The organism is Aurantimonas sp. (assembly GCF_964217435.1).
Lineage (GTDB): Bacteria > Pseudomonadota > Alphaproteobacteria > Rhizobiales > Rhizobiaceae > Aurantimonas > Aurantimonas coralicida.
Map to the genome: position 1 here is coordinate 1 of NZ_CAXPJM010000043.1, position 18,728 is coordinate 18,728.

The following is an 18,728-nucleotide window of genomic DNA, read 5'->3' on the forward strand; positions in this document are numbered from 1 at the left end:
CGCCAATGGCCGATGAAGGCGGCGTTCTTGGGCGCCGGTGCGGCCATGCCGCCGGTCCAGCCGCGCACGAAGCAGCGGAACGCATTGGTCAGCGAATGGCCGACATGCTTCCAGAAATGCGTGTCGAACTCCTTCAGTCCGCGATCCTCGTCCTCGTCGGACAGGGCCAGCAATTCCTTCAGCATGTAGGGATGGGCACGGATGGCGCCCTGCCCGAAGATCATCAGGTTGCGGGTCAGGATGTTGGCGCCCTCGACCGTGATGCCGATGGGCACCGACTTGTACTGGGCGCCGAGATAGTTCTTCGGCCCGTCGATGATGCCCTTGCCGCCATGGATATCCATCGCCCGCTCGACGGACTCACGCATGCGATAGGTGGCGTGGGCCTTCATGATCGCCGAGACGACCGACGGCTTGTGGCCCTCGTCGAGCGCCGCCACGGTCAGCCGCCGCGCGGCGTCGATCAGATAGGCGTTGGCGGCGATCTCGGCGAGCGGCTGCTGGATGCCCTCGAACATGCCGATCGGCACGTTGAACTGGGTGCGCACCCGGGCATAGGCGCCGGTGGTGCGGGCGCAGCAGGCGGCCGCCGCGGCCGATTGCGACGGCAGCGAGATGCCGCGCCCGGCGGCCAGTGCCGTCATCAGCATGGTCCAGCCCTGACCGATCTGCTCGGCCCCGCCGAGGATCCAGTCCAGCGGAATGAACACGTCCTCGCCGTAGAGCGGGCCGTTCTGGAAATAGGTGAAGGCCGGAATGTGCCGGTCGCCGGTGCGCACCCCTGGCGTGTCGGTCGGGATCAGCGCCACCGTGATGCCGAGATCCTCGCCGCGTCCCAGATGGTTCTCGGGGTCGAACATCTTGAAGGCGAGACCCATCACCGTCGCGACCGGGCCGAGGGTGATGTAGCGCTTGTGGAAGTTTAGCCGGATGCCGAGTTTGCGCTCGCCCTCGTGCTCGCCATATTCGACGACGCCGCGATCGGTCATCGCCGCCGCGTCGGAGCCGGCTTCCGGCGAGGTCAGGCCGAAGCAGGGGATCTCGCGGCCGTCGGCCAGCCGCGGCAGCCAGTGATCGCGCTGCTCCTGCGTGCCGAAATGCAGCATCAGCTCGCCGGGTCCGAGCGAGTTGGGCACCATCACCGTGACGCCGGCGACGACGCTGGCCGAGGAGACCTTGCGCACGACTTCCGAATGGGCGGTGTTGGAAAAGCCGAGGCCGCCATATTCCTTCGGGATGATCATGCCGAAGAACTTCTTGCGGCGCATGAAGTCCCAGACTTCCGGCGGCAGGTCGCGGTCCTCCCAGACCAGCTTCCATTCGTCGATCATGCCGCAGAGCTCGTTGACGGGGCCATCGAGGAAGGCCTGCTCGTCGGGCGACAGCCGCGCCGGCGGCATGGCGACCAGCTTGTCCCAGTCGGGATTGCCGGTGAAGAGCTCCCCGTCCCACCAGACGGTGCCGGCGTCGATGGCCTCGCGTTCCGTGGCCGAAATCGGCGGCATCACCGTCTTCGCCCATTTGAAGATCGGCCGCGTCAGCTTTTCCTGACGAAAGGACATGGGGTGCGCTCCCGGTTCGAAACTCCTGTGCGCCTAATGTATGGTCGCGCCGATGGTTTCCCAGCCATGGATGTGCATTGCCGCATGCGCGGACGCACGGCGACGCGTCACTGCGCCCTTCGACAGGCGCGGCGACGGGGATGCACGGGATGTGCGGGAGAATTCAGCGGCGACCGCGGCCTCGCCTCAGGCCTCGGTCATGATGGCGCGATGGCCGATGTCGGAGCGCCAGAAGCCCTCGGTCCAGTCCACCGCCTCGACCGCCTCATAGGCGCGGCGGGCCGCTTCCTTCACCGTGTCGCCGGTGGCGGTGACATTGAGGACGCGCCCGCCCGAGGCCACCAATCCGCCTTCGGTCAGGGTCGTGCCGGCCTGGAAGACCCGCATCGAGGCGTCCGGCGCCGGCAGGCTGCGGATCGCCGTGCCCTTGGCATAGGTGCCGGGATAGCCGTCGGCGGCCATGACCACGGTCAGCGCCCGGGCGTCGGACCATTCGGGGCGCACGCCGGAGACGTCGCCCTCGGCGGCCGCCAGCAGGATCGGCAGGACGTCGCTCTCAAGGCGCATCATCAGCACCTGGCACTCCGGATCGCCGAAGCGGACATTGTATTCGATCAGCTTCGGGCCGGTCTCGGTCAGCATCAGGCCGACATAGAGGACGCCCCGGAACGGCGTCCCGGCGGCGGTCATGCCGGCCAGCGTCGGCTCGACGATCTCGCGCATGACGCGCTTGGTCACCGCGTCGGTCATCGGCAGGGCCGGCGAATAGGCGCCCATGCCGCCGGTGTTCGGGCCGCGGTCGCGGTCGAAGGCGCGCTTGTGGTCCTGGGCCGTGCCGAAGAACAGCGCCCGCTCGCCGTCGCAGATGCAGAAGAGGCTCGCCTCCTCGCCCTCGAGGAAGTCCTCGACCACCACTTCGGCGCCCGGGCCGCCGAAGTCGCCCTCGAAGCAGGCGTCGACGGCGGCGATCGCCTCTTCCTTGGTCTCGGCGACGGTCACGCCCTTGCCGGCCGCCAGCCCATCGGCCTTCACGACGATCGGAACGCCGCCGGCATTGATGTAGTCGCGGGCCGCCGCGGCATCGGAAAAGCGCCGGTAGCGGGCGGTCGGGATGTCGTGCAGCGTGCACAGATCCTTCGTGAAGCCCTTCGAGCCCTCGAGCCGCGCGGCGGCCTTCGACGGACCGAACACCTTGATGCCGGCCTCGTTCAGCGCATCGGCCAGACCGTCGACCAGCGGCTGTTCGGGACCGACCACGACGAGGCCGATCTGATGGTCGCGGCAGAAGCCGGTGACGGCGGCCGCATCGGCCACGTCCAGGGCGACGATCTCGGCATGTTCGGCAACGCCGGGATTGCCCGGCGCGGCGAACAGTTTTCCCAGTTCCGGCGACTGGGCGATCTTCCAGGCGAGCGCATGCTCGCGGCCACCCGATCCGATGAGAAGAACATTGATCGTCATGCAGTCCTGCCAGCGTCTTTGTCGCGCGGGCGGAGATCGGCAAGTCCCCGCACCGGACGCGATGAATTTCCACGAGATTTCACGGCGGACGGACGGTCTTTGATCTTGGCAGACCTGTCCGTTCCGGCCGCGCCCGACAGCCGACGCTGCGGATTACGTTTCAGTCCGCCCTGCGGTCAAGTTCCCGACGCGAGAAAGTCGCACGGTTCTTCGTCGAAAAAACTTGACTGCGGCATTTTTGCGGACATGGTCGGAAGCATGTCGAATCTCAAAGGCACCCTCGTCGACAAGGCTGATCGCGTTGCCGACGCGCCGTCGAACAACTGGGTCTATCGCACGCTGCCGCGCGGCGCCTGGCCCTACGCGCAGCTCGCCCGCTGGGACCGCCCCATCGGCTGGCAGCTCCTGCTGTGGCCGTGCTGGTGGTCGGCCGCGCTGGCGCCGCAGGCGGTGGCCGCCGGCGCGGTGCATACGGGCCTGCCGAGCCTGTGGCACCTGGCGCTGTTCCTGATCGGCGCCATCGCCATGCGCGGCGCCGGCTGCACCTATAACGACCTCGTCGACCAGAAGATCGACGACATGGTCGCGCGCACCCGCTCGCGCCCCCTGCCCTCCGGCCGGGTCTCGCGGCGCCAGGCGAAGATCTTCCTCGCCCTGCAGGCCGCCGCCGGCTTCCTGGTGCTGATCCAGTTCAACAATTTCGCCATCCTGCTCGGCATCGCGTCGCTGGGCACGGTTGCGATCTACCCGTTCCTGAAGCGCTTCACCGACTGGCCGCAGCTCGGCCTCGGCCTCGCCTTTTCCTGGGGCGCACTCATGGGCTGGGCCGGCTATTGGGGCACGCTGTCGCTGGCGCCCGTGCTGCTCTATGCCGGCAGCATCCTGTGGGTCATCGGCTACGACACGATCTACGCCCATCAGGACAAGGAGGACGACGCGCTGGTCGGCGTGCGCTCCACCGCAAGGCTGTTCGGCGAGCGGACCAAGGGCGCACTGACGATCCTCTACCTGGGCACGCTGGCGCTGTTCCTCGCCGCCTTCGTCTCCACCGGGCAGGCCAGCGGCGGCGGGGTCAGCTGGCCGGCCTATGCGGGCCTGGCGATCGGCGCCTTCCAGATGATCTGGCAGATCCGCACCCTCGACATCGACGATCCGGACCAGTGCCTTGGCCTGTTCAAGTCGAACACGATCTTCGGCTGGATCGTCTTCTTCAGCCTGATCGTCTCGGCGCTCTGGTCGCTGTCCTTCCCGATCCCGGCAAGCTGAAACGCCGCGCATCCCTCACAGGATGCGCGGCGCTCGATCTGTTGCCGTCATCTGCCGACGATCAGTGGCGGGCGATGATCTCCTCGCCGCTGACGATCATGCGGATGCCGAGGCCCGGCTTGCGACGGGCGAGGAAGCGCGGCCGGCGCTGGCGGTTCGGCGAGCGCCGACGCGGTGCCGGAGCAGCCGCCTTGATCTTCCCCAGCGTCTCTTCGAGACTCTGGATGGTGCCGTCGGCCTCGACCATCAGCATCGGCAGGCCGAACAGGTCGGCCCAGCCGCGCCAGTCGGCGGCCACGTCGTAAAGGTCGCTGGCCACCAGGAGCGGCACGGTGCATTTGGGGTCGTGGTGATGCAGCTCGAGGGTGACGGTCACCTCGCCGTCGCCATTCTCCATGGCGCGGGCCGCGACGCCCTTGAAGGCGCGGGCCGGCAGCGCGATGGACACCGGAATGCCGGACTGATCGAGCTTGCGATGGACGACAGCGCCCCGGCGATCGACCTTGTAGGTGACCATTTCCCCGTCCTCGACCATCTCGATCGTCTGGCGACGGTCTGAGGCAGCGGGATCGAGGCGGACCGGAACGGTGGCCCAATTGGGCCGGGCTGCTGTGTTCGGAGCGATGCTCATGGATTGACGCCTTCTGCCTCTGTCGAGAGCCGATGTTTCGGTCTCTCCCTGTCAGCCGATGTCTCCCGGCTTTGATATGACGACAGTAGGATGCGCATCTTGAAGTCGCGCTAAGAAAGGCGGTTAAGTGTTCCTCACTCCGACGAGGGTTACCAAGACGAAAACTTGAATCAAACCTGAACGAGCTTACCGGGGTTCAAGATGTTGTTAGGATCGAACACCGTCTTGAGCCGCCGCATCAGCTCGATCTCGGCGCCCGCCTTGGTGCGGGCCAGCTCGTCACGCTTCAGCTGGCCGATCCCGTGCTCGGCCGAGAACGTGCCGTCCATCTCGGCGACGATGCCATGGACGAGGTCGTTCATCTCGTGCCAGCGGGCGAGGAAGGCATCGGCGTCGGCGCCGACCGGCTGCGAGATGTTGTAGTGGATGTTGCCGTCGCCGAGATGGCCGAAGGCGACGATCCGCGCGCCGGGAATGGCCTCCAGGACGGCCGCGTCGGCGGCGGCGATGAAGTCCGGCACCTTCGCCACCGGCACGGCCACGTCGTGCTTGATCGAGCCGCCTTCCGGCTTCTGCGCCCAGCTCATCTCCTCGCGCATCATCCAGAAATTCTCGGCCTGGGCCAGCGACTGGGCGATGGCGGCATCGGCGATGATCTCCGCCTCGAAGGCCGCGGTCAGGACGCCCTCCAGCGTCGTGGCCGCCTCCTCCTGTGACCGGCCCGAGGAGACCTCCATCAGCACATACCAGGGATGCTGCGATTCCAGCGGGTCGCGGGCGCCCTGGGTGTGGCGCAGCGTGAAGTCGAGGCCGATCCGCGGAATCAGCTCGAAGGCAGTCAGCTGCTGGCCGGCCTGCCGCTCGGCGAGCTTCAGAAGGTCCAGCGCCGCCGCCGGCGAGGCGAGGCCGACATAGGCCACCTCGCGTCCGGCGGGCTTGGGAAACAGCTTCAGCACCGCCGCGGTGATGATGCCGAGCGTGCCCTCGCCGCCGATGAACAGATGGCGCAGATCATAGCCGCGATTGTCCTTCTTCAGGCGGCGCAGGCCATGGATCACCTCGCCTGATGCCAGCACCGCCTCGACGCCGAGGCAGAGTTCGCGGGCATTGCCATAGGCCAGCACCCCGGTGCCGCCGGCATTGGACGACAGGTTGCCGCCGATCTGGCAGGAGCCTTCCGAGCCGAGCGACAGCGGGAACAGGAGACCGGCATCGTCGGCCGCTTCCTGGGCACGCTTCAGGACGACGCCTGCCTCCACCGTCAGGGTCCGCCCGACCGGGTCGACGTCGCGGATCCGGTCGAGCCGGGAGAGATTGACCAGCACCTCGCGCTTCGAGCGCGGCGACTGGGCGCCGACGAGGCCGGTATTGCCGCCCTGGGGCACGATCGCCGTGCCGGTCTCATTGGCAAGACGCAGGATGGCCGACACCTCCTCGACACTGCCGGGGCGCAGGACGAGCGCCGTCTGGCCGGCATACAGGTCGCGGGGTTCTTGCAGATAGGGCGCCACCATGTCCGGCGCGCGCAGCGCGTTGGCGTCGCCGACAATGGCGGCGAACCGGGCAAGAAGGGCTTCGGGAAGGGCGGTATCGATCTCGGTCATGCCCATGTGAATAGCCCGCACGGCGTGATCCGTCGAGACGGGGTCGCCGTGGCGACAAAGGCAGTCCGGATTGCGAAATCGTGTTGATCAGCCGCGCGGCGCAGCGGCCCGGCGCAGGCGGTCGTTGATCGCCTCGCCGAGACCCGCATGCGGGATCGGCGCCACGGCGATGGCGGTGATCTCCGGTGCGTCGAAACCCGCCAGCGCGGCGAAAAGCCCGGCCGCCGCCTCGCGCAGATCGCCGGAGGGACTGAGATTGACGATCGCCGCCGCCTGGTCCTGCCCGGCGACCGGAGCCGGCCCGAAGGCGACCAGATATTCGCCCGGCACCACTTCGGTCGCGTCGAGCCGCACCCGGCCGGCGGGCGCGTAATGCGAGGTCAGCTGGCCCGGCGCATTGATCGCCGCATCGCCGGCCGGATCGACCACCGGCAGGCCCGTCGCCCGCGCCAGTTCCGCCCGGCCGACGCCGCCGGCCCGCAGCAGGACCAGCCGATCGGCCTCGGGCATGACGATGGTCGATTCGACACCGACCTCGCAGGGACCTCCGTCCAGGATCAGCGGCAGGCGTCCGCCGAGACCGCGCAGCACCTGGCCCGCATTGGTCGGGCTGACCCGGCCGGAGGGATTGGCGCTGGGCGCGGCGAGCGGTCGTCCGAGCGCGGCGGCCAGCCGGCCGGCAATGCCCTGCGGCGCCCGGATGGCGACCGTGGCAAGGCCCGCCGTTGCCAGCGGATGCACGGGCGAACCCTCTTTCAGGGCCAAGACCATGGTCAGCGGCCCCGGCCAGAAGGCTTCTGCGAGCATCGCGGCGACCGGGCCGATCTCAGCCAGCGTCGCGGCCATGGCGAGGTCCGGCACGTGGCAGATCAGCGGGTTGAAGCGCGGCCGGCCCTTGGCCTCGAAGATCCGCGCGACGGCGGCCCCGTCGGTGGCGTCGGCGGCAAGGCCGTAGACGGTCTCGGTCGGAATGCCCACAAGTTCGCCCGCCGCCAGCAGCGCGACGGCACGGCGCACCGCATCGGGCGCATCGGCGGAGAGGAGTTCGGTCTTCACGGTCAGGACCGATTGCAGAAGCGGAGCGGAAAGGAAAGAGGCGCGGGCCCGATCAGGCGGCGCCGATGCTGTGCGGATGGCCGGGTTTCAGGCCGTGCCGCAGCGTGGTTTTCGCCGGCAGGCTGCGCGCCGGACAGCAATTCCTGCGGTAGTCGGCCGACCCTTTCTCGGGGTCGGCGGCCCGAAGCCGGTCTCAGCGGGTGGCGGCGAAGGCGCTCAGGATGCGGCGCTCGGGGCGCTCCAGGCCGGCATGGCGCTGGGCCTGCGGCACGACGCGGCTGCTGCGCTCGGAGGTGTCGGGGCCGAGCTGCGAGAGAACCCGCGCCGGCATCGGCAGGGCGTTGGCCCGCTGGGCGGCGGCGGCCGATTCGACGATGGCGAGGAAGCGCGAGCGCTGCTTCGGGTCGAGCCCGGCGCGGCGATCGGCGTTCGGCATCTCGTCGAGCTGCGGCGCGGACGCCCCTTCCGGGCGCGTCGCGGCTTCGGCACGGCCGATGAACAGGCGGTCGATCTCGTTCGCCGCATAGGCGATCGCGCCCTTCAGCGTCTCGACATGGTCGCCCAGCTGCTCCACCGCGGCCGTATCGAGAACGGCACCGGCCAGTGCAGCGCCCGGCTCGGCGACGACGCGCTTGGGACCGGCATGCTCCTTGCGAGCGACCTCGGTCAGGATCTTCAGCGGATCGAGCGTGGCATGGACCTCGCTCGGGCCATAGGCAGCCGCCACGGTCCCGGCGACCGGCGCGGACGGGGTGCCCTTGGCCTTCGCGACCTCGCTGCGCGGCTTGGCCGCCTTGGCGATCTCGGCCTTGGTGCCTTCATCGAGCGAGGCCACCAGCATGGCGGGATCGGTCTCCTGCTTCGGCTCGTCGATCAGTTCGGCGAAGGGCCAGGCGGCCTGCAGGCCGGCGACGTCGAGCGACGAGACATTGACGTCGATGTCGGTCTTGGCGCCCTTCACCCGGTAGGGGCAGCTGCGGCTGTTGCAATTGTGCATGGAGGAGAACTGCCACAGGGCGTAGCTCGGCCAGGTCTCTTCCGGGAACTTGCCGGTGATGTCCTCGCGGTAGCGGGCGTACCAGAGCGGCAGGCGCGACAGCAGCGGATATTCCGCCTTGTTCTGGGAGATGTAACGCGCCGTCGAACCGTTGGTGTAGAGGACAGGATAGCGGCCGGTGCGGATCTTGATCTGGTCGGCGAAGATCTCGGCGTCCGACAGGCTCATCCACTCGTCGCTGTTGTCCTCGATGTCGAGGGCGATCAGGTCGTCCTCGGCCGGCTCGGCGAAGTCGACGAAATGGTCGGCCTGCTCGCGCGGATTGCCCGGACGGCCGAGATGGTAGGCGCCCCACAGGAGCCCCTTCATCTTCGCCATCTCGCGACGGGTCATGTAGAGTTCCTTGGTGACGGAGTACTTCCACCACCGGTTCTTGCAGAGCTTGTAATCGTCACCGCTGGACTTGCCGCAGCTCCATTCGGGCGGCAGACCGTCGGAGGCCTTGTTGATGAAGCCGGCGATGCGCTTGTCGGAGGCGAGTTCCTGCCAGTTGATGGGATTGAACTCGTAGGCGTCGATGACGAGAGCGTTGTCCTCGGATTTCCAAGGCGCATTCCATTCTGCCTGTGCAGGCGTCGCGCTGACCAGCATGACGCCGGCAGCAAGAGTACAGGCGAATTTCAGGGCAGCCGCAAAGGCGGCGCTCGTCTTCGTCATTCGGTGGTTTCCCCTCGAAGTCTCTTGCAGTCGAATGGGCCGGGAGGCGATCCCCTGAGCATCCGCTCCAATCCGCCAATCGGCACTGTCAGACCCTTCTCATCGAATTCTGGCAGGTTCCGGGCATCCCGATCACGAAATGTTACAGCCTGCGGCGCGCTGTCCGAATTGCTGCGGGAATGCAAGCAATTTGACACAAGTCTTCATGTTATCGAAGCTTATGTTTACCCGAGGGTTAACGCCGCGGGCGCGCCGGGCCCGGCAGGCCTGAACCCCGGAGTTCGGTCACCCGATGACGCGCAGCGCGAGGCACAACGCAAAACGGCGCCCGCATGGTGTTGCGGACGCCGTCTGCTGTCGTGTCAGGCCTTGAGAGCTGTCTCAGGCGGCGAAGAGGGTCAGCCGGAGATGCGCGAAAAGTCCGCGACGCGACGCGTTGCCGCACGGATGCGGTCGAGCAGCGCCAGCCGGTTGGCGCGCACCGCCTCGTCCTCGGCATTGACCAGCACGGTCTCGAAGAAGGCGTCGACCGGAATGCGCAGTTCGGCGAGTGCCGTCATGGCGTGGGCGTAGTTCTCGACGGCGAGCGCTGCGTCGAGTTCCATCTCGGCCCGGTCGATGGCACCGGCCAGCACCTTTTCCTCGTGCTCGCTCAGGAGATCGAGCGACACGGCGTCGGCGACGCGGGTGCCCTTCTTCTCCTCGGCGGCGAGGATGTTGGCGGCGCGGCGGGTGCCGGCGAGAAGGTTCTGGCCGTCCTCTGTGTCGAGGAAGGCGCCAAGCGCGGTCACGCGGCGGGTGACGTCGAGAAGGTCGTCGCCGCGATCGCCGCCCGATCCGCCGGACAGCACCGCATCGACCAGATCGTGGCGGGCGCCGGATTCGCGCAGCTGCACCTTCAGCCGGTCATGGAAGAAGGCGAGAAGGTCTGCCTGAAGGTCGAGCGACAAGGTCTCCACCAAGACCAAGCTCTCCACATCATCAAAGCGTTGCTCGTCGACACGCGATAGGTTCTGATGGCCCAATGGGATTGCGAAGTGATCATATGCAAAAATGATCATTTTCCTAAGCGAATTAAGTAGCTTGTTCTCCAACACTAAGCGAATTGTGCCCAGCGCCGCACGGCGCAACGCATAGGGGTCCTTGGAGCCCGTCGGCTTCTCGTCGATCGCCCAGAAGCCGACCAGCATGTCGAGCTTGTCGGCCAGCGCCACGCAGATCGCCACCGGATCGGTCGGCACCGAATCCGTCGGCCCGAGCGGCTTGTAATGCTCTTCCAGCGCCGCCTGCACCGACGGGTGCTCGCCCTGCAGCGCGGCGTAATAGCGGCCCATCAGCCCCTGCAGCTCGGGAAACTCGCCCACTGCCTCGGTGGTCAGATCCGCCTTGGCGAGCACGGCCGCGCGCTTCACCAGCGTCTTGAGTTCGTCCGCCGACACCTTCGCGCCGGCGAGCGTCGCGCCATCGGGATACACCGTTGCGGCGATCTCCTGCGCCAGCGCCGCAATGCGGCCGACGCGTTCGCCCTGGGTGCCAAGCCTGGCGTGGAAGGTCACGCCCAGCGCATCGAGCTTGGCCATGCGCTGGTCGAGCGGTTTCGCCAGATCGAGCCCGAACTTTTCCGCCGCGGGGGCCAGCGCGTCACGGCCCGGCAGGTCGGCCTGGTCGGTCTGCCAGAAATACAGCGCGTCGGAGAGCCGTGCGCGGACGACCTTGCCGTTGCCGCGGGCGATCTCGGCGCCGCCGTCGCTGGCGGCGATGTTGGAGACCAGGACGAACTGGTTCGACAGCGTGCCGTCGCCGCCCTGCCGGCGGGTGACGAAGCACTTCTGGTTGACCTTGATGGTCAACTGGATGACCTCGGGCGGGATCTGCAGGAAGGTTTCCTCGAACTCGCCCATCAGCGTCACCGGCCATTCGACCAGTCCGGAGACCTCTTCCAGCAGCGCCTCGTCGGGCACCACTTCCAGCCCGCGGGCAAAGGCGAGGTTCTCGGCGTCGTGGCGGATCATGTCCTTGCGCCGCTCGGCGTCGAGAACCACGAAGGCTTTCTCCAGCCCGGCGACATAATCGTCGAAGCGGCGGACGCGGAATTCCTCGGCCGCATGGAAGCGATGGCCGCGCGTGACATTGCCGGCCCGGATGCCATCGACCTCGAAATCGACGACCACCGGCTCCTCGGTCTCGGGCCCGAAGGTACACAGGATCGACTGCAGCGGACGCACCCAGCGCAGGCTGCCGGGCGCGCGCGAGGCCGGGCCCCAGCGCATGGATTTCGGCCAGGGGAAGCCGCGGACGATGCCGGGCATCACGTCGGCGATGATCTCTTCCGCTGGCCGGCCGGGCTTGCGGATGGTGGCGACGTAGAAATCGCCCTTCTTGGGATCGGACTGGATCGTCGCCTCGTCGATCGAGGCGAGGCCGGCGCCGCGCAGGAAGCCCTGGATGGCCTTTTCCGGCGCGTCGGTGCGCGGGCCCTTGCGCTCGTCGACGACGTCCCTCGAGCGGGCATCGACGCCGCGCACGTCCAGTGTCAGCCGCCGCGGCGTCCAGTATTCGCGGGCGCCCTCATAGGTCAGCCCCGCCTCGACCAGCGCGTCGGTGACGAGTTTCCTGAGATCGCCCGCCGCCTTGCGCTGCATGCGCGCGGGGATTTCCTCGGAGCGGAGTTCGAGCAGAAGGTCGGGCATGGGCTCGGCTTATCCTCGCCCTCCCCTCGATGGGGAGGGTCGGCGCGTGTGCGCCGGGGTGGGTGGCAGGAACGACCGGTCCCCATCTGCCGCCTGCGCGGCCCCCGCAAGAGGAGGCTGGGGGCAAGATCATCGATCGTCCCACGTTCGGCGTCGCTCTTCGACCACGGCTCGGATCGTGTCAAGGATGGCAATGCGTGCGCTCGCCGCCGTCAGGAGCTGCCGGGCTTCGGCCGCGGACGCGGCTTGCCGACATGCGCCGGCTTCGCAGGTTCCTCGCCGGGGGGCAGCAGCATCCGCTCCGCAACGGTTGCGCGGATGCTGTCCATCACCGCCGCCGCATCGGCCCGCACGGCGCTGTTGGCAAAGCGCAGCACCAGGTAGCCACGGTCCGCCAGCCAGGCGTCGCGCACGGCATCCTTCGCCGCCTGTTCGGGACGCGCATGCTGGGCGCCGTCCACCTCTATGACCAGGCGCAGGCGATGGGAGACGAAGTCGGCCAGATACGGCCCGATCACCACCTGCCGATGGAAATGCGCTCCCTCGACCGGGATCAGGCGGATGCCGCGCCAGAGGCTCTCCTCCAGCGCGGTGGTCTGCGAAGCGATGGCGCGGCGCGCACGATGCGCCTTCGCCTCGCGGCGCGTCATCGCCATGGCGGCGAGCCGTCAGTTGCGAACGCAGCCGTCCTCAGATCGCGCCGTCCAGCGTGTCGCAGGCGGCGAAATCGCCGGTCTCGAAACCGCGGCGGAACCAGGTCTGGCGCTGTTCGGAGGTGCCGTGGGTGAAGCTGTCCGGCACCACCGTGCCCTGGCCGCGCTTCTGCAGCGTGTCGTCGCCGATCTGCCGGGCGGCGTTCAGCGCCTCGTCGATATCACCATCCTCGATATAGCCGGCCTGGCGTGTGTCGTGGCCCCAGACGCCGGCATAGCAGTCGGCCTGCAGCTCGACCCGCACCGACATGGCGTTGGCCTCGGCCTCGCTCATGTTCTGGCGGGCCTGGTTGAAGCGCGGCAGCACGCCGGTGATGTTCTGGATATGGTGGCCGACCTCGTGGGCGATCACATAGGCCTGGGCGAAGTCGCCCGGCGCGTTCAGCTGGTTGCGCAGCTGGTCGAAGAAGCTGAGGTCGATATAGAGCTTGCGGTCCGACGGGCAGTAGAACGGGCCGCTGGCCGAGCCGGCAATGCCGCAGGCCGATTGGACCCGGTTCTCGAACAGAACGAGGGTCGGCGCCGGATAGGTCTCGCCGGCCGCCTGGAAGCGCTGGCTCCACACATCCTCGGTGTCGGCCAGAACCGTCGCAACGAAATCGTCGGTCTCGTCCGCCGTGCCGGCAACGCCGGGGCCGGACCGGGTGGTCTGGACGCTGCCGCCGCCCCCGCCGCCGCCGGCCATGCCGAGCAGCTGCATCGGGTTGATGCCGAAGCCGAGCCACAGGACGAGTGCGACGATGATGATGCCGATGGTGCCGCCACCGCCGGCCCGCACCGGCAAGCGCATTCCGCCGCCACGGCCGCCGAAGCCGCCGCCCGAACCGCGCCTGTCCTCGATATTGCTGGATTGCCTGCGTCCGCGCCACTGCATGCGATCGACCCTCTGTTCGGCGGCAATCTCCTGTTCGGAGACGCCGGACCTTGTCGCTTGCGGGCGATATAACGGCCGCAGACGAAATTGGTACGTCGCGGACGCGTTTTCGGGATCAGGCGGCGGCGATCGCCGCAGACGCTCCGCCCGCTTCGGTCAGCAGAAACGCCTCGCCGCAGGCCTTGGCGAGGGTGCGCACCCGCAGGATGTAGCTCTGGCGCTCGGTGACCGAGATCACGCCGCGGGCGTCGAGCAGGTTGAAGACGTGGGAGGCCTTGATGCACTGGTCGTAGGCCGGCAGCACGCAGCGATGCAGCGGGCTCGCCCCCTCCGGCGCGCCGGCTTCGAGCACCGCCAGGCATTCGGCCTCGGCGTCCTCGAAATGCTTCAAGAGCACCGCCGTGTTGGCGATCTCGAAATTGTAGCGGGAATATTCCTGCTCGGCCTGCAGGAAGACGTCGCCATAGGTGACCTTCTCGTCGCCCTCGCGGCCGTTGAAGTTCAGGTCGTAGACGTTGTCGACATTCTGCACATACATGGCCAGCCGCTCGAGGCCGTAGGTCAGCTCGCCCGCCACCGGGGCGCATTCGATGCCGCAGACCTGCTGGAAATAGGTGAACTGCGACACTTCCATGCCGTCGCACCAGCATTCCCAGCCAAGGCCCCAGGCACCCAGCGTCGGGCTCTCCCAGTCGTCCTCGACGAAGCGGATGTCGTGCAGGTCGGTGTCGATGCCGATCGCCTGCAGCGAGCCGAGATAGAGCTCCTGCAGGTTCGACGGGTTCGGCTTCAGGATCACCTGATACTGGTAATAATGCTGCAGCCGGTTGGGGTTCTCGCCATAGCGGCCGTCCTTGGGCCGGCGCGAGGGCTGCACATAGGCGGCGTTCCAGGGCTTGGGGCCGAGCGCGCGCAGGGTCGTCGCCGGATGGAAGGTGCCCGCCCCGACCTCCATGTCGTAGGGCTGCAGCACCACGCAGCCGTAATCGGCCCAGTAGCGGTGCAGCGTCAGGATCAGCGCCTGGAAGGAACGGCGCGGGTCCATGTGCGGGGGAAGATCAGACATTTCGCGGAATCCGGCTTGCGGCCCCTCGAAGGAGGCGGGAATTGGCCGCGAGTTGCCACGAGCGCCGCGAAGCGGTCAAGGCACGGCGCATTTCGCCGGGCCGGAGGGGGCCGTGGCGAGGCGTTGCCAGCGGCCTGAATGACAACGGGGCGGATCATCGAGATCCGCCCCGTCTGCGATCGGTCGGGTCCGCGCCTTACGGCGTCAGCACCACCTTGGTGCAATTGTCGGTCTTGTCGCGGAAGGTCTTGTAGAGCTCCGGACCATCCTCCAGCGTGCCGCGATGGGAGATGAAGGAGGTGGTGTCGAACTGCCCCTGCTGGATGCGACCGAGCAGATCGTCGGCCCATTTGTTGACGTGGGTCTGGCCCATCTTGAAGCTCAGCGACTTGTTCATCGCCGCGCCGAAGGGGATCTTGTCGACGAGGCCGCCATAGACGCCCGGCACCGAGATCGTGCCGCCCGGACGGCAGACATAGATCATCTCGCGCAGGACATGCGGCCGGTCTGTCTCGGCCATGATCGCCTGCTTGGCGCGGTCGAACAGATGCTCGGCCTCGTAGCCCGAATGGGCCTCCATGCCGAACAGTCGATGCAGCATTCCGGGCCCTTGCCTTGGGTCAGGTCGTTCAGCCGCTCGACGGTGCTCTCTTCCTGGAAATTGATGGTGATGGCGCCCATCCGCGCGGCGATCGCCAGGCGCTCGGGCACCTCGTCGATCACCACCACCTGCTTGGCGCCCTGGATGATGGCGCTCTGCAGGGCGAAGAGGCCGACCGGACCGGCGCCCCAGATCGCCACCGTGTCGGTGGGCTGGATGTCGCAGTTCTTGGCGCCCTGCCAGCCGGTCGGCAGGATGTCGCCGAGGAACAGCACCTCCTCGTCGCTGAGGCCTTCCGGCACCTTCACGGGGCCGAAATCGGCGAAAGGCACGCGGACATATTCCGCCTGGCCGCCGGAATAGCCGCCGGTCAGATGCGAGTAGCCGAACAGGCCGGCGGTGGTGTGGCCGAACATCTTGGCCGCCGTCTCGGCATTGCGGTTGGAGCGCTCGCAGACGGAGAAATTGCCGCGCCGGCACTGGTCGCATTCGCCGCAGACGATGGTGAAGGGCACGACGACGCGGTCGCCGACCGCCAGCTTCTTGTTGTCCTTGCCGACCTCGACCACCTCGCCCATGAATTCATGGCCGACGATGTCGCCGGATTCCATGCCGGGCATGAAGCCGTCGTAGAAATGCAGGTCGGAGCCGCAGATGGCGCAGGCCGACATCTTGATGATGGCGTCGCGGCCATGCTCGATTTCGGGATCGGGCACCGTCTCGCAGCGCATGTCGTGCTTGCCGTGCCAGGTAATGGCTTTCATGGCGGAACTCCGGGATCATCGCGTTCGTGGGATGACCGGGTAATCCCCGCAAAGCGCGCCAAGTTCCGACGCCTGAGGCCTGCGAATAGGCAGCCGCCTACGCAACCGGTGGTCCACAAGGGATCAGCGGACCGGCGCGGGACAGGAAAGGCACGGGCGCGTCAACGCGCGTCGCGGCGCCGGATGGCGCCTCGCAATGCCAGGACCCGCGCTGGCGCGGATCAGTCCTTCTTGATGCGATAGACGCCGTCAGGGCCACGCACCAGCGTGCCTTGCGCGCCCGTGCGGCTTTCGGCCTCCGAGCGGCGATTGTTCTCCGACACCCGTTCGGCATCGCGCTTCATCTGCTTGTAGCCAAACAGCGCGGCGGCCCCCACGAGACCCAGAAGTAGTAACTGCGGCATGTAGGCGATCATCGCTCCGTTCCCCGACAATTATGCGCCGTGGCCACGACCTTGGCAACCAAAAGCGGCAGGATCACAGCGGCCCGCCCTTCACATTCGCGGCGAGGCGGCCGTGATCGTCAGGCCGCGCCGCCCGATGCCTGTTCACAGGCCGAAACGGGCCCACAGCGCCCGCTCCTCGGCGACGCCCATCACCTCGCGGGCAAAGCCGGCGCCGATCCCGGCCATCCCCTCGCCCGCCGCCATGCCGGCGTGAACGCCAGGCTGGGGGCGCCCGAACAGGGTGCGCTTGGCCTGCACCAGTTCCAGCTTCACCTTCTTGCCGAAGCGGGCCCGCAGCGTGCCGCGCAGATCGCCCAGCCGGTCGACGAGGCCGAGTTCGAGGCCGCGCAGGCCGGACCAGAACAGGCCGGTGAAGAGGTCGTCGTGGTCGGCGAGCCTGGCGCCGCGGCTGTCCTTGACCAGGTCGATGAAGGTCTTGTGCACCTCCAGCTGCAGCGACTTCAGATGCTCGACATCCTCGGGCCGCTCGGGCTGGAACGGGTCGAGGGTCGCCTTGTTGCTGCCGGCGGTGTGGACGCGGCGCTCGATTCCCAGCTTGGCGATCGCCTCGACGAAGCCGAAGGAGCCGGAGACGACGCCGATCGAGCCGACGATGGAGGACGGGTCGGCGATGATCTCGTCGCCGGCGCAGGCGATCATGTAGCCGCCGGACGCCGCCAGATCCTCGACGAAGACCAGCACCTGCTTGTCCTTCTCCTCGGCGAGATCGCGGATGCGCTGGTAGATCAGCCGCGACTGGACGGGCGATCCGCCGGGCGAATTGATGACGATCGCCACCGCCGGCGCCTTCTTGTGGGCGAAGGCCTTGGCCAGGAGCGGCGCGGCCGAGGCCAGCGACAGGGACGGCCGCAGCGCGGTGCCGCCCGAGGAGATCATGCCGCTGAGCCGCACCACGGGAATAACCGTGTGATCCGGGCGCAGGCGGGCAGGAATAAGTTTGGTCAGACGGTTCGCCAAGAGGATGGGCCTTTGTCGCAGAACAGGATGCCCTTCATGTAAGCGTCCCGCACCGCTTCGCAACGCGGGCGTGCAGCCTCGCCGCGACTAGCAGCCGAGATCGGCGGTCCCCTCCGCCACCGCCATCGCGAACTCGGTCAGCGTGCCGTCCGGCCGGTGCAGGATGCGCGCCGGCAGGAGGCTCAGCGGCGCCCGCGATCCCTTGCGGCCGAGCACCAGCAGCCGCGGCGCCGGCGCGTCGGCGCGCGCATGGATCGCCAGGAGCCGCAGCGCCCCGATCCGCCCGTCGCAGGCCGCCAGCAGCGTCGGCAGCGCGTCGGTGCGCACGATGGTGGCAAAGCGGCCGCCATGGGAGAGCAGCGCGGCACAGGCGCGCACCCAGCGGGCGAGGAAATCGCCGTCCGCCGCGCTCATCGCCGCGGCCCGCAACGGATCGGGCGAGATCCGGTGGTCATGCGGATGGTAGGGCGGATTGGTCAGGACATGGCCGAAGGTGCCGTCGCCGAGACCCGCCGCGGCGCGCGCCGTGCCGCCGGCGAGGATGTCGGCCTCGACGAGCCGCAGGCGCCCGGCCAGTTCGGAATTGGCCGGCAGCTCCAGTCCGCGCCGGGCGAGATCGGCCATGACTGGGCTGTTTTCCACCAGCGTGACGTCGACGGAGGCGTTGCGGAAGGCCGCCGCCAGCCCGACGGCGCCGGCCCCCGCGCCGATGTCGGCGAGACGCCCCGTCGCCGTCGCCGGCAGGGTCGCGGCCAGCAGCAGCGCATCGAGGCCGGAGCGATAGCCGCGGCCCTGCGGCTGCAGCAGGGCGAAGCGGCCACCATAGAAGCGGTCGCAGCGGGTCGCCATGTCGGCCCCGCAGGACGCGGGTGTTCGCGGCTCAGGAGAGTTCATGACCGAGGTCGGCATCCTTGAGGATGCGGCGGGCCTGATCCACGCGATCGGTGTCCACCAGCACGCGCCGCGGCAGGACGCCGATCGATCCATCGAGGATACTCATATGGACATCTGCGAGGAAATGCGGAATGTCCGCATCCTTCAGCAGTGCATCGACGAAGGACAGCAGCACCGCATCGTTGGACCGCATGAGTTCCTGCATGAATGGCTCCGCGAATCTTGACGACCGAAGCCGACGAACGGGACGGCCGATGACGACCGCAACGCCCCTTAAGTGCCTGAAGAGCGCCGGCCATAGCAAGCGCTCGAACCGCGAAGCCGCCGCGCCGCAGGCGACGCACCGTCGCGCGGCCTTTATAACCGCGATCGGGACGCCATCTGTGCCCTCGACAAGCCGCCTCGCCC

Annotated in this window: 15 protein-coding genes and 1 pseudogene; 1 reads left to right on the forward strand and 15 read right to left on the reverse strand. The window is 68.0% G+C overall.

The window, feature by feature from the left end; all coding sequences use genetic code 11:
• Window positions 1-1,562, reverse strand: a 1,562-nt coding sequence (locus ACEQX1_RS16425; RefSeq protein ID WP_370197101.1) for an acyl-CoA dehydrogenase, incomplete at its 3' end; no start/stop codon positions are given.
• A gap of 186 nt (window positions 1,563-1,748) precedes the next feature.
• Entirely contained in the window at window positions 1,749-3,017 is a 1,269-nt protein-coding gene (gene purD, locus ACEQX1_RS16430; RefSeq protein WP_370197132.1) for a phosphoribosylamine--glycine ligase, read from the reverse strand.
• A 264-nt stretch (window positions 3,018-3,281) separates the two neighbouring features.
• On the opposite strand from purD, the gene ubiA reads away from it, so the two are divergent.
• Window positions 3,282-4,289 carry a 4-hydroxybenzoate octaprenyltransferase gene (gene ubiA / locus ACEQX1_RS16435; RefSeq protein WP_370197103.1) on the forward strand — a complete coding sequence of 336 codons (1,008 nt, stop codon included), beginning with the start codon at window positions 3,282-3,284 and terminating at the stop codon, window positions 4,287-4,289.
• Between the two features lie 61 nt (window positions 4,290-4,350).
• Here the strand turns inward: ubiA and ACEQX1_RS16440 are convergent, their stop codons facing one another.
• The 13 genes and pseudogenes from ACEQX1_RS16440 to ACEQX1_RS16500 all read right to left on the reverse strand — a co-directional run bounded on the left by ACEQX1_RS16440 (window position 4,351) and on the right by ACEQX1_RS16500 (window position 18,525).
• Window positions 4,351-4,920: a DUF6101 family protein gene (locus tag ACEQX1_RS16440; protein ID WP_009210645.1), complete on the reverse strand. Its 570-nt coding sequence runs from the start codon at window positions 4,918-4,920 to the stop codon at window positions 4,351-4,353.
• 170 nt (window positions 4,921-5,090) lie between these two features.
• Window positions 5,091-6,524, reverse strand: a complete 1,434-nt coding sequence (locus ACEQX1_RS16445; protein WP_370193611.1) for an FAD-binding oxidoreductase — start codon at window positions 6,522-6,524, stop codon at window positions 5,091-5,093.
• An 87-nt stretch (window positions 6,525-6,611) separates the two neighbouring features.
• Complete coding sequence (locus ACEQX1_RS16450; RefSeq protein WP_370193606.1) at window positions 6,612-7,580, reverse strand: L-threonylcarbamoyladenylate synthase; 969 nt, start codon at window positions 7,578-7,580, stop codon at window positions 6,612-6,614.
• Between the two features lie 193 nt (window positions 7,581-7,773).
• Window positions 7,774-9,294: a glycoside hydrolase family 25 protein gene (locus ACEQX1_RS16455; RefSeq protein WP_370193607.1), complete on the reverse strand. Its 1,521-nt coding sequence runs from the start codon at window positions 9,292-9,294 to the stop codon at window positions 7,774-7,776.
• Between the two features lie 398 nt (window positions 9,295-9,692).
• Window positions 9,693-11,984 (reverse strand): glycine--tRNA ligase subunit beta, encoded by a 2,292-nt coding sequence (glyS, locus tag ACEQX1_RS16460; protein ID WP_370193608.1) that lies wholly within the window; start codon window positions 11,982-11,984, stop codon window positions 9,693-9,695.
• Window positions 11,985-12,196: 212 nt separating this feature from the next.
• Entirely contained in the window at window positions 12,197-12,640 is a 444-nt protein-coding gene (locus ACEQX1_RS16465; RefSeq protein WP_370193609.1) for an endonuclease domain-containing protein, read from the reverse strand.
• Between the two features lie 34 nt (window positions 12,641-12,674).
• Window positions 12,675-13,571 (reverse strand): neutral zinc metallopeptidase, encoded by an 897-nt coding sequence (locus tag ACEQX1_RS16470; protein WP_370197105.1) that lies wholly within the window; start codon window positions 13,569-13,571, stop codon window positions 12,675-12,677.
• Window positions 13,572-13,686: 115 nt separating this feature from the next.
• On the reverse strand, window positions 13,687-14,637 hold the full coding sequence (locus ACEQX1_RS16475) for a glycine--tRNA ligase subunit alpha (RefSeq protein ID WP_370197108.1): 951 nt from the start codon (window positions 14,635-14,637) through the stop codon (window positions 13,687-13,689).
• Window positions 14,638-14,833: 196 nt separating this feature from the next.
• Window positions 14,834-16,002, reverse strand: a pseudogene (locus ACEQX1_RS16480) (zinc-dependent alcohol dehydrogenase).
• A 221-nt stretch (window positions 16,003-16,223) separates the two neighbouring features.
• Entirely contained in the window at window positions 16,224-16,418 is a 195-nt protein-coding gene (locus ACEQX1_RS16485; RefSeq protein ID WP_228240113.1) for a hypothetical protein, read from the reverse strand.
• 132 nt (window positions 16,419-16,550) lie between these two features.
• On the reverse strand, window positions 16,551-17,426 hold the full coding sequence (locus tag ACEQX1_RS16490) for a S49 family peptidase (RefSeq protein WP_370192818.1): 876 nt from the start codon (window positions 17,424-17,426) through the stop codon (window positions 16,551-16,553).
• Window positions 17,427-17,513: 87 nt separating this feature from the next.
• Window positions 17,514-18,275, reverse strand: coding sequence for a methyltransferase (locus ACEQX1_RS16495; protein WP_370192816.1), 762 nt, complete (start codon window positions 18,273-18,275; stop codon window positions 17,514-17,516).
• 31 nt (window positions 18,276-18,306) lie between these two features.
• Window positions 18,307-18,525: a DUF2007 domain-containing protein gene (locus ACEQX1_RS16500; protein WP_370192815.1), complete on the reverse strand. Its 219-nt coding sequence runs from the start codon at window positions 18,523-18,525 to the stop codon at window positions 18,307-18,309.
• Between the last annotated feature and the right edge of the window lie 203 nt (window positions 18,526-18,728).